The sequence below is a fragment of the Alteromonas gracilis genome (assembly GCF_043642145.1).
GTDB lineage: Bacteria > Pseudomonadota > Gammaproteobacteria > Enterobacterales > Alteromonadaceae > Alteromonas > Alteromonas gracilis_B.
The window spans coordinates 176,077-187,438 of record NZ_JBHZRZ010000002.1 but is presented as its reverse complement, the minus strand read 5'-3'; the positions used below and the strand labels follow the sequence as shown (position 1 = coordinate 187,438).

Below are 11,362 nucleotides of genomic sequence, written 5' to 3'. Positions count from 1 at the left end.
ATGGAAGTGTCGCTTGTGTAGCCTTCATCACTAATTTGTTGCTTTGACCTTATATTTGCTTCGAAGTAGTATGACTGCAGGATAAATAAAAACACTAATATTAGCTTGGAAGGCACTGATGTCGAAAGTTTGCGTGCTGTCGCAACGAGTTCCGTATCCCCCGAATAAGGGCGAAAAACTTAGAACATATCATCAAATTGAATTTCTAAACCGCTTAGGATACGAAGTCGAAGTTTTTTCTCTGATAGAAACCGCAGAAGATAAAAAAAATGCTGAAGCGTTAGCCAAGCATCTTGATATTTCGGTTAACTCCTATCAGTTAGGTAGTAAATTTACGCGCTACGCTTCGGCTTTACTTAAAGGTCTGCCCATAAGTGTGGGGGCGTTCTACTCAAAAGCACTTCAACATGTCATAGATGAAAAATTGAAAGAGGGAAGCGTCGCACTGCTTTTAACCGCCTCTAGTTTAAGTTATTACATTTTCAATTCGCCGTATTTCAATAATACTCGTTGTCGTTTGTTTATGGACTTTATGGACGTCGACTCAGATAAGTGGGCGCAATATGCAGATTCTTCTTCATTGCCAATGCGCTACGTGTATAAGCGCGAGAGTAAGGGAATTAAAAAGCTAGAAGCCAAAACAAACCAGCGGTTTGACAAGTGCTTTTTAATAGCAGAGGAAGAGGCACAGCTATTTAGTACTTCAGTAGACACAACGAAACCTATAACGGTGCTTGGAAACGGATTAGACTTTAATGCGTTTTACCCAGCTAAAGTGCAGCCTTGTGCTACAACGATAAGCACGGCCCCACATTTCTTGTTCACAGGCGTTATGGATTACAAACCTAATGTGGATGCGGTCCTTTGGTTTGTTAGAAATTGCTGGCCACTCATTCGAGAGAAGGTACCGAATGCAAAATTCACTGTTGGCGGAATGAACCCAATTGAAGAAATAAAAGCGCTAGCGGGCAGTGACGGCATAGACGTCACAGGCTTTGTTGACGATATACTGCCTTATTTTCATCAAGCCCATGCTTTTGTAGCACCTTTTAGGTTGGCAAGAGGGGTGCAAAACAAGGTGCTTCAAGCGGCAGCATGCAAGCTTCCAATAATAACCACTTCAATGGGGGCTGAAGGGATCTCATTTGCCAACGCCGAGAGCATGTGGATAGTTGATGACGTAGACAGTTTTGTAACAGCATGCATTGAAAGTATTGAAAACTTTGAGCTATCACAGCGAAAGGCGGTACGCAGCTATCAAGCGATAGTTAGCGAATATAGCTGGGAACAACAACTCAGTCCGTTGAAAGAGGCTATGGCGAAAACATGAAATCAATAATCAAAAAAAGTTTTTTTGCCCTTTGTGCACTTGTGATGCTCCCTTTCACACTCACATATTTAGTGTTGTCTTTTGTTACGAACAAAGATTCGCTGTTCACCTCTTTTAGCCAGTTACTATCACTTATTCCCGGTAAGCTAGGGTGTTACCTGCGTTCAGGCTTTTATCGCTTCGTAATGACCTCATGTGCGCCCAACGCTCTCATTGGTTTTGCTACGTTGTTTTCGCAACAAGACACCGAAATTGAAGATGGGGTATACATAGGACCGCAATGTAATATTGGTAAGTGCGCTATTGGCAAAAATACCTTATTGGGCAGTGGTGTGCATATTATGAGTGGAAAAGGACAGCATAATTTTTCTGACCCAGAAAAGCCGATAAAAGACCAGGGTGGCGTTTTTACTAAAGTGTCTGTAGGAGAAAACTGTTGGTTAGGCAACGGTGCGCTGGTAATGGCAAATATTGGCAAAGGAAGCGTGGTAGCCGCAGGTTCGGTAGTTGTTAATGATGTGCCTGACGGGGTTATTGTGGGCGGGAATCCTGCGAAGGTTTTACGCGCTTTGAGAGAATAACTGCTACATTCGCCAAATAATTTTTCAAACGTGTAAGAACACCTTTGAATGTCATTGTTGGAATTTGTATCGAGTGAAATACAACGGTGTCATTGGATAAAGTTTGTTTGTATTGACTTGCGCCCCCCATAAAGTCGTACCAACTTAACCCACGTTGTGCGTAGTGTTCCATTAAAACAAGATGCAGAACGTAACCGGGCTTAATATGCTTCGACACAAATTCAAGGTTTACTCCAGAGCAGTAAAAAAAGACCGTGTCTTTTTGTATCAAATTCAACGTGTACCCTAGCAGGGCGTCTCCTGCTGTAACCTTTGCTATTTCACAAAGCTTGCCTTCACTTCTTAAAAGGCCCTTTAGCGTGCCTTTGAACACCTCGTTTTCAAACCCGCTGCCAAAATCAGAGTCTCCCCATCGCTTGATGTGAAGCTTTTCTAGTTGCTCTAGAAATGAAAGTTTTTGCTCCAAATCTTCAGCAATGGCCACTTTAATTGGGCCGAACTGAAGGTGCAGCTCTTTTATACTTCGTCTTAATTTGCTTCTACTATTTGCAGAAAGGCTAGAGATCAACTGATCGACAGAAAGCTCTTGTGACAAACTACGCCGAAAGCCGTGTGAAATATCGGCGTTGTTGCACAAACCGTTCAAATACTTTTTGGGGAAAAGAAACTCACATGTCATTGAGACATGCAGAATATCGAAATGTTGGCGCTCTAATTCTTTTAGAAGCAAAAAAAAGAAACGGTTTTGGTGTTCTTGGAAACCAAACGACGTGTTGTACTCTATCCACACTTGGTCGTTACGAGGGCAACCGGTTTGGTTAATATGAGCTAACTTAAAAGTCAGCCCATATTTCTTTTTAAAACTTTCACCAATAAACGCAAAGTGGCTAACAGTACCTTGTTTATAAAGTAAAAACAGATGAACTGGTAATGTCTTTTGGGAAAACCACGCTTCAAGAAACTCCTCATTCAAAAATGGCGAAAAGTTTTCACAGTTTAGTTCGTGTAAAACAGTGGAGAGCTGCTCCCAAGTTACATCTGTTAGCCATTGTGTTTCTTCCATGTACTAATTTTTTACGTCTTTTGAAACACGCTCGTACAAAGATAAATCTTCTTCACTCAAACTCGACTTTTCGACAGAAGCTAAAGCCTTTTGAGCTTGGGCTTGTTCGTCAAGATGCATGTGTGCGTTTGCTAATAAAAGCGTATTGGTGTCAGAACTCGCATTATTTGAAAACGCGGTTATCTCATTATAACGCTTTGAAGAAGTTAAAATGCGAAATAACGTATCTAAATAGTCTTGGTTTGACGCATTTAATTCGACCACTCGCTTAGCAATTTCAAAAGCTTTGTCGTTTTTACCTTCAAGGTGAAGTACCCATGCATAGTTGTTTAATACATCAGTGTTACCACTTGTTTGACTAACAATCTCTTCAAAAAGAGCTATCGACTGAGCATTGTCTTGTCCTATTAATGACTCAGCTAATAGTGCTTTTATTGATAGGTCGTTAGGATATTGCTCAAGGTGCGCTTTCAGAATGCCATTATCGACATTGCCACGCCTTAGGTTTAGTGCATGAAGTAATTTAAGCGTATGGGAATTACTCGACTCGCTATAAGCTTTTGTAAGTAATGATGCCGCTTCATCTAAATTATTTTGCTTAACAGCGTAGGTACCGTTTAGGTAATCTAATAGCCCTGGTGGAAGGTTAGACTTTTTCTCAAGCTGTCCAATTTTATACTTCGCTTTAGATAAGTTACCCTGATGAATGTAAAGTGACACTAGCTTTGAATCTAGCGCAAGGCTTTCTTTTGGTCGGTCAAGAGAGTGCGGGACTTGTTCTAGTACTGAAATCGCTTCTTTTAATTGGCCTGCGTTCTCAAGGTATGTTGCGAATGCAACATTTGGGCGTGTGCTGTCTGGGAACTGTTTATTCCATGCCTTGACTATATCTCTTGCTTGATTTGCGTTATTCGAACGGCTCGCTAGGTAAAATTGTAACTCCCAGTACTGATTGATTAGTTTTGCCTTTTCGGCATCTACAGTGTTTAGAACTCTTTGAGCAAGCTCATTTGCGCCTTGAGTAGCGAAAATACCCGCTTTCATTAATTTAAAAAGAACATTATCGTCAAATTCTGAAATAGCGTCATCAATATAGCTATGTAATTTCGATTCGTATTTTTCACTTTTAGAGAGCTTTTGGAAGGCAAGGTATAACTTTAATACAACAATATCGTTGAGATTGTTTTCTAGTATTTTATCAAGAGAATTCAGTGCACTCTCGTAATCTTTATTCTTTGCAGCAGACTGAGCCATGAACATGTGAGCGGCTCTATTTGTAGGCAAAAGCTCCAAAGATTCCTGATAAACTGACTTTGCGCTGTCTCGGTCACCTTTAGCAATAAGGATGGCTGCTTTATAGTTCATGACTTTTACTTTGTCATTTGTTCTTTCTAGCCACTTGTTTACATAATTTAGCGCATCGTCAAATTGAGCCTTGTTCATCATCATCGCAACTTGAATGAGATTATAAGTGCTATCTGAAGTGTCGCCTGGTTTACTTAATGTTTCAGAACTGCCTTCACGTGCTAACTCGATAAGCCCGCTAAGCACTCTTGCTCTAGGTGATTCGCTTTGAGCTAGCTTTGATTGAAGGGTAACCCACTCTCTGGCATGGCTTTCTGTGCCTATAAGTTGTCCAATGGTAGACACATCCAGCTCTGAGAAGCTTTCTTGAGTTGCTAGAGTTTCTAGTGCGTCGTCGGTAATACCCAGTTTGACTTTGGTAGCAACAAGCATGGTATTGGCCAGTTCATTGTCTGGGGCCATATTTGTTGCTTTTTCAAAGCTACTTAGTGCTGATTCATAATTTTGAGAATTGAACTCTAAAAGCCCTTTTGTTAACGAAACAGAAGGCATATCTATTCCGTAGGTATCAGCTAAAGATATAGCGTTATATGCTTCATCTTGTTTATTTTCGCTCAACAGAATTAAGCTGTTAAGATAATTAGCCATTGGGTTTTTAGCGAATTTTGCAAGGACAGGGTTAACAAGTTCTTTGGCTCTTTTAAAATCATCCTTAATCAGCATGGCTTGAGCCAACGGCAAATTAATATTCAATACGTTAGGATTATTTTTCTTATACGCATCATAAACCGTAATCATTCCGTCGAGATTATTCGACCGTCTTAATAAATCGCCCATAACAAGCAGTTCAATATCGGACGTAGAACTGTCAATTAATGATGAAATATCTAAACTTGAGAGAGTTTTGTTATCAAATGCCTCAAAAACTTTATATGCGACCGTGTCACTTTCTATTTTCTGTAAATCTACGGAATTTGACGACGCGACGCTAGACCACGCTTCCGCCAACCGACATGCTTGGCAATTGGTTTCGCTATCTAAAAGTCTTTGGTAGTTGCTATCAAAGCTAAGAATAGCTAATTGCGCATTTAAGCTCTCAGCTTTGCTCTGTTCAGGTGGGGTGAGCGTTTCAATATCTACTTTTTCGAGCTGCTGTGTGGCGCCAATAATGTTGCCGTTTAACAAGTAAACCTCTGTAAGCAATAATCTAAGGCTAGACGTTGGCTTCTCACTCATGGCTTGTTTAATTAATATTTCAGCCTCTCTTGTTTGCCCGTTTTCAAGCGCTGTTTTGGTTTCTTGAATATAATCCTGTTGAGCTTTTGGAGAGCATCCAACACAAGTTAATAAAGCTAGAGCAGCAGCAATTCGAATATTATTTTTTAGCATGTTAACACTTCTAACGTCCGTGAATTTACCTTAATAAAGGTATCGCGCTTTTTGTTTAGTCACAAGAAGTATTAACATTGAATAAACAAAAAAAGCCGGATTAAAATCCGGCTTTTTCAAAGTAAAGTAATGATTACTTCTGTTTTCTGCGACGAGCTGTTAAGCCTAAGCCTAGTAACCCGAATGCCGCCATTGCTAGCGTAGCTGGAGCAGGGACAAGCGTGGTTTGTACAGTTGAAGATTGAGTAATTGTCAACTGATAAGTACCAGCGGTAACGTTAGCCCAGCCAGACGTAAAGTCTACATCGTTGCCTGAACGAACAATCAAATTACCTAGTCCAGGCTGGTCAATAGCGATATCGTTGAATGTTACACCTGAATCACCATCAATATCTACAGTATCACCAGTGTCAAAGCTAACTAGCTCGATGCCAAACGTTGCTTTAGCAGTTGATGTAGCTCCACGAGTTCCATCAGCAGCGATGTCTGGTGAGATGAATGCATCAACCAAGTAATCCATCAAAGCACTGAATCGAACGTTGATGTCTGTCAACATACCAAGTGTAAAGGTAGTAAGAATATCGTTCGCGATGTTACTGTTCGCGCCCGCGCTTTCATCGTTACCAGCCGGGATGCCCGCATCTGCGTAGGTAAAACCTGTTGCGCCAGCACCAATCGCGCTACCTGTAACTTGTGCGTCAGCTACAGAGTAGTAGAAAGCGTCGCTTGCAACTAAATTTCCGCCGTCAACAGACTGGCCGTTGTTAGTAAGACCCAACACTCCGCAAGATGCACCAAGACAAAGTAAATCAGCGTCAGAATCTGCAGTTGCAGAAGGCTGTGAATCTAGGTCTGAGTCAGAAGCACCGTTGTTATCAACAAACGTACTTGTTGAACGAGTACCGCCTGGAAGAATGCTAATGAAGTCTAGAGGATTAACTGGATCAGGAATCAAGTCACCGTTTGTGTCAATTTCAACAACAAGATCATTTAATTCTAAATAAGCTGTTGCGGATACACCTGCAGTCGCATTCGAAGCTGTAACAAGAGCTCCCGCAATCGCTGCATATTTGATAGTTGTTGCTAATTTCATTTTCCACGCTCCGTTGGTTTGAACAGTAGGTCTGTTATACACTGTTAACATAAGCATGCAGCGTGCCATTTTTTAAATTGTTGAATTTATTGAATTTTCTAAATTAGTCATTATTGGTTGTAAAATTTTTAGACACTAAATCATATTTTGATGGAGAGATTACGTTGCACGGATCTAAATATAATTTTAGATTCAAAAGCGATTGCGGCATTGGTAAATGATGTTGATCGAAGAATTGATTGGAAAAGGTCGACATTCTGTATTGCAGAAAACCCATGTTAGCACATTTAAGCATGATTTCTTTATAACAAGCCAGCGCACGCTCGTCCTCATTTTCCTCTTCTCTATTCCAAGAAAGAGATAGCACGCACTCCATTGTTCTCTCATTTATTAAGGTTACTGAGATTGGGCTTTCGAATTTATACTTCTTACACGTATCATCCATGATAGAAGTAATTACGTTAAAGTCTTTGCTAGAAATCTCTGAGCAAGGAGCTCCCCACAACAGGCCAACCTTATCCTTACTTGGATTTGGAACTGAATCTGTCAATTTATGGAGGTTTCTCCAATAAATAGTTCGCAGAAATTCATTGCTAGGCGTTCCTTGCTTTATCTTACAAAGCTCAAGCAGGCTTTTTCTAAGGGCAAGTTTGGCGCCTATTTTTCTTAAAGCTCCGCTATCACTGGAAATCAGTTTTTTAACCAAAGCCTTGTTATATTTAGGGGGTAAAGACAAGGTTTTCTTTATAAAGCCAAGCTTTTTTTCATCAATGAATAAGGGCTTTACACCTAGCTTCTTCATTGCGGCCTTCAAATCTTTGATATGTGCTTTAACTTGATGTGGTGTTCCGTACATGCCCCCAGATAGCGTCCAGTCATCTAGGCTGAACATGTCGATTAACTTTTTTAATTCGTCAAAATCATAAGATGTAATTAACTCCGGAAACTGTACAGCCAGTAGCTGTAGCGTCTTCATATTGTTTCCTATGTGTGCAGCGCTGTGAATAGTATTTTGCTTTCTTAGCATTGCACAGGTGTCGATCACTTGTTCGGTATCTTCTTTCTTAAACGGGATGAAGTAGGCGACGAAACACTCAGGTTTTTTTAACAGCTTTATTGTGAGACTTGTTACTATTGAAATATTGTTTTGAATAATAAGCCCTGTCATATCAGGACCTATGCTGTAGGTTCTATGCACTTTTTTCTCGTCAATCTCAAATGCTGTTCCATCTGTCGACGTTACATGATGCGTTGGCAATTGGCCTTTACTATTGGGGACGATAAATTCCGCATGGAGTATATTTTTAGCATGCTCAGCTAAGGGGGTGTGACCAAAGCCGCGCTCAAGATAATTACCAACAACACTGGCAAACTTAGGCGCTCCTGTTGTGTCATGTATGTGAACATCGCCGTTTTGTTTCAGAAATGCACTAATTGCTTCTTGCGATACGCCAGGTTCAACAGTGATATGCCCACTCGTTTTATGATAGTTACTGATTCTATCAAATGCACTTAAATCCAGAGCTAAACAATTCGGGCCGTATGGCTCTTTTCCACCATATCCCAAATTAGCACCTTTACTGTAAGGGTGAATGGCAAAACCATTATCTTTCGCAAGTTGAATTAGTGTAACTACTTCATTATATCTTGAAGCTCCGCTCGATTGAGAAGGTGACGGTTTAACAACTAATAAAGCTGGGTTGCTGTCGGGGTACGTGATATTGGCATCGTTAGTGTCAACAGACGAAATTTGCGATGATTGAAAGCCAGATTCGAGTAAAAGGTCTCTCAGTTTTTCATAACCAAGGTCTAGTGTTCTCATAAAGGTTACCTAGTGCGCCTGAAATCAGATTGCGTAACTGAATTTTAGTGTATTTTGAGAAGAGCGATGAGGCTCGACTTAGCGATAAGCGTGATAAAAGTATATCTTTAGTCTCGAGGATACTTCTCAACTTGTTGCTGAATGTTTTTTAACATTAACTTGAAGCTGGGTCGCAAGTTCGCATAAAGTAAACTTGGATTAATATAGTAAGGCGCTCTCTTACCATGGTAGTCAATTACGGGGCCGACCTGCTCAAATTGAATGCCTACAAACCTCATACTGCGTGCTAGACGAGGCTCCATCATCACATAGGTGTGCTTGATTTCGTTGTGCATAACTAATGCAGCGGCAGAAAAATAAAGGCCTATCGCTATAAACGGAAAGCATCGCAGCTCATTTTCAGAGTACGTGTGCTCGTTAATGACACCGGTAGCAGCACCAGCAAAGCGGTCCATTTGACGTTTGCGGAATTCCAAAGGAACTGCAAGGCGTGAAATCTCACAGATATCTTTTCTCGCGAATTTGCTAGGGTTAAGTGTTTCGTGAGTAATGGAGTTGAGGCAGTATTTCTCTATGGGAAGCTGCTGCCCTTCAACCTGCGGCCTTACCAAGCGAACAGTACCTGCGTAGTGACCAGAACTTTTGTGTTTAATTAGACAAGGGCTTGAAAAAGTATCGAACTCATCGGTTTCTAAACTGTTATCCCGAAGAGGTTCAAAACCTAACTCCTCGCAATATACTTTGTGTCTTATGTTGTAGCTTTGCTGTCGAGATGTCGGAGACTGCGCAACCACAGGCTCTAGAAACTCAGAAAAGTGTTTAGAAATGAACTTAGCCTCTTGAAGTTTCTCTAACCCTCCAAGTGCTTTTCCTAATTTGCTATCACGGCCGACAATTGACTTCACTCGCCCTATTATTGTTTTTTTAGCCACTAATCTTTGATCCACACATAAAACGTCCTTTGAAACAGTCTAGCAAATCTTTTTCGAAATTTGCTTAATCCTTTTCTACTAATTTTCAAAAAATTGATATTTAGCTATTGCTAAGTATTCATAAAGTGCTCTTCTTGTCCTTTCTAGCGCGAGAATTGAAGGATAAGAGATGAAAGGGGTTAACTCTCCCGAACTTTGAAAATCTACGCTAATAATCACTGATTCGACTTCAGATTGGCTGAGCATTTGTTTAATGCGAATCCTATGAGTAGCACTTGTCACAGTGATTAATTTTTTCTTTCTATATAGTTTGCTGAGCGCTTCTACTTCTGACAGAGAGTCTGCACCTTCAGGTATCGATACAATATTTTCTGGTGCAATTCCGAGTAAAGTAAGAAAAGATTCGGCTTTTTCAGAATATTTAACGCTTTTATCAGATAAAAAATTACCGCCCGTGACAATAATGGGTAGCTTGTGTTCATCAGAGAGCATTTTGGCTTGAATAAGTCGCTGTAATGAACATTCGTGCCATCTAGAAATTTCCGGTAACTCAAAATTGGTTTGATAATAGCAGGCGGGAACAAAGATAGCGTCGTACTTTACGTCGTCCAGTGAATCTTGTGCATCGTGATTATATTCCAACGGATGGAGCAACGCATTTGCTACCCAAGGCTGTGAAAATACAAGTAAAACGAAAACGCTGGAGAATAGTAACCATTTTGCAGTCTTAGTTTTTTTTAATTTGTTTGCAATCACAGACAAAATAATCAAAAAAACACTTATTATAAGTGGAGAGATCAACAAAAGAATGATTTGTTTAAAAAGTAACATTATATTCTGCAGAATCTTAAAATTAGAATACTAAGCTAACGCGCTATTAATGGGAAATATATGAAAATTTCAATTGTTTGTTTTTTTCTCTCGCTTTGTTTCTTTACAGCACAGCTCAATGCAGCACCCGACACACAAAAAGACTTTACTTCAATTGTGAAATTGGTGTCTGAGGGAACAGTTGCTGTAGCGATAGATGCACCTATAAAACATTCAACACCAAGAGTGTTGGGAACCGGCTTTGTTGTTAAAGACGGTCGCTATGCTATTACAAACTACCATGTTGTTTCGGAAGAGCTCGATCCTACCATCGTTGAAAACTATGTAGTGCTTAGTGGAGAAGGCACTACAGTCAAAAAAGTGAAAGCAGAGGTTGTTAAAATAGACCCCAAACATGATTTAGCGTTATTACGATTAGATGCGTCGTTGCCAGCTCTTGAGTTGGGAGGTGAAGAGTTGTTGTTACCCGGTTCGGAAATAGCGCTAACTGGTTTCCCAATTGGCGCTATTTTGGGGTTATACCCTGCAACACATAGGGGCTATATCTCAGCCATTACGCCAGACGCAATCCCTGCTTTTAACAGTAACCAATTAACGAATGCTATGGTGACGCGCTTAAATAATGTTAGCCTTATATACCAACTTGACGCAATTGCATATCCTGGTAACAGTGGAAGCCCTCTATACGACCCTCGCACCGGAGAAGTGATAGGAGTCATTAATAAAGTGTTGGTAAAAGATACAAAGGAAAGCGCCTTGGCGTCACCCACTGGAATTTCTTACGCTATTCCAGTGAAATTCGTAAATAAACTATTGAAAAAGTTGTGACCAATAAAATAAGACAGAATTGCCTCACTACCCAGCTCTGTTGTGGCGTACTATTTGCTTGGTTTTTGCCTTGATAGTCGTGGAATAAGCACTACTGCATAACAACGGTTTTCGTACACTGGCAGTTTATAAAATCGCGCGCTTTGATGTGGCTATCGGTCAGGCCCTTTACATTTTTGTTTGTATAT

At 40.5% G+C, this 11,362-nt stretch carries 9 protein-coding genes; 3 read left to right on the top strand and 6 right to left on the bottom strand.

Going from position 1 to position 11,362, the window contains the following annotated elements; translation table 11 throughout:
• The first annotated feature begins 118 nt into the window (after positions 1-118).
• Both ACHUFN_RS04970 and ACHUFN_RS04965 read left to right on the top strand, forming a co-directional pair.
• Entirely contained in the window at positions 119-1,330 is a 1,212-nt protein-coding gene (locus tag ACHUFN_RS04970; protein WP_394221198.1) for a TIGR03087 family PEP-CTERM/XrtA system glycosyltransferase, read from the top strand.
• Positions 1,327-1,911 carry an acyltransferase gene (locus ACHUFN_RS04965; protein ID WP_394221197.1) on the top strand — a complete coding sequence of 195 codons (585 nt, stop codon included), beginning with the start codon at positions 1,327-1,329 and terminating at the stop codon, positions 1,909-1,911. The genes ACHUFN_RS04970 and ACHUFN_RS04965 overlap by 4 nt, the downstream gene beginning before the upstream one ends.
• Here the strand turns inward: ACHUFN_RS04965 and ACHUFN_RS04960 are convergent.
• The 6 genes from ACHUFN_RS04960 to ACHUFN_RS04935 all read right to left on the bottom strand — a co-directional run bounded on the left by ACHUFN_RS04960 (position 1,862) and on the right by ACHUFN_RS04935 (position 10,286).
• Positions 1,862-2,974: a GNAT family N-acetyltransferase gene (locus ACHUFN_RS04960; RefSeq protein ID WP_394221196.1), complete on the bottom strand. Its 1,113-nt coding sequence runs from the start codon at positions 2,972-2,974 to the stop codon at positions 1,862-1,864. The two genes, ACHUFN_RS04965 and ACHUFN_RS04960, sit on opposite strands and share 50 nt — an antisense overlap.
• A gap of 3 nt (positions 2,975-2,977) precedes the next feature.
• On the bottom strand, positions 2,978-5,668 hold the full coding sequence (locus tag ACHUFN_RS04955) for a tetratricopeptide repeat protein (RefSeq protein WP_394221195.1): 2,691 nt from the start codon (positions 5,666-5,668) through the stop codon (positions 2,978-2,980).
• A gap of 133 nt (positions 5,669-5,801) precedes the next feature.
• The gene (locus tag ACHUFN_RS04950; RefSeq protein ID WP_394221194.1) at positions 5,802-6,761 is read right to left on the bottom strand and encodes an EDSAP-1 family PEP-CTERM protein; all 960 of its coding nucleotides are present in this window, start codon (positions 6,759-6,761) and stop codon (positions 5,802-5,804) included.
• Between the two features lie 103 nt (positions 6,762-6,864).
• Positions 6,865-8,583, bottom strand: a complete 1,719-nt coding sequence (locus tag ACHUFN_RS04945; protein ID WP_394221193.1) for an FAD-binding protein — start codon at positions 8,581-8,583, stop codon at positions 6,865-6,867.
• A gap of 107 nt (positions 8,584-8,690) precedes the next feature.
• Positions 8,691-9,530, bottom strand: coding sequence for a PEP-CTERM/exosortase system-associated acyltransferase (locus ACHUFN_RS04940; RefSeq protein WP_394221192.1), 840 nt, complete (start codon positions 9,528-9,530; stop codon positions 8,691-8,693).
• A gap of 63 nt (positions 9,531-9,593) precedes the next feature.
• Positions 9,594-10,286, bottom strand: coding sequence for a YdcF family protein (locus ACHUFN_RS04935; protein WP_394221191.1), 693 nt, complete (start codon positions 10,284-10,286; stop codon positions 9,594-9,596).
• A 120-nt stretch (positions 10,287-10,406) separates the two neighbouring features.
• Between ACHUFN_RS04935 and ACHUFN_RS04930 the strand changes: the two genes are divergently transcribed.
• Positions 10,407-11,174 carry a S1 family peptidase gene (locus ACHUFN_RS04930; RefSeq protein WP_394221190.1) on the top strand — a complete coding sequence of 256 codons (768 nt, stop codon included), beginning with the start codon at positions 10,407-10,409 and terminating at the stop codon, positions 11,172-11,174.
• Positions 11,175-11,362: the final 188 nt, after the last annotated feature.

Excerpts from the sequence above, each read along its gene's own strand:
- ACHUFN_RS04970 (WP_394221198.1), top strand. The coding sequence starts at position 119 with ATGTCGAAAGTTTGCGTGCTGTCGCAACGAGTTCCGTATCCCCCGAAT.
- ACHUFN_RS04965 (WP_394221197.1), top strand. The coding sequence starts at position 1,327 with ATGAAATCAATAATCAAAAAAAGTTTTTTTGCCCTTTGTGCACTTGTG.
- ACHUFN_RS04960 (WP_394221196.1), bottom strand. The coding sequence starts at position 2,974 with ATGGAAGAAACACAATGGCTAACAGATGTAACTTGGGAGCAGCTCTCC.
- ACHUFN_RS04955 (WP_394221195.1), bottom strand. The coding sequence starts at position 5,668 with ATGCTAAAAAATAATATTCGAATTGCTGCTGCTCTAGCTTTATTAACT.
- ACHUFN_RS04950 (WP_394221194.1), bottom strand. The coding sequence starts at position 6,761 with ATGAAATTAGCAACAACTATCAAATATGCAGCGATTGCGGGAGCTCTT.
- ACHUFN_RS04945 (WP_394221193.1), bottom strand. The coding sequence starts at position 8,583 with ATGAGAACACTAGACCTTGGTTATGAAAAACTGAGAGACCTTTTACTC.
- ACHUFN_RS04930 (WP_394221190.1), top strand. The coding sequence starts at position 10,407 with ATGAAAATTTCAATTGTTTGTTTTTTTCTCTCGCTTTGTTTCTTTACA.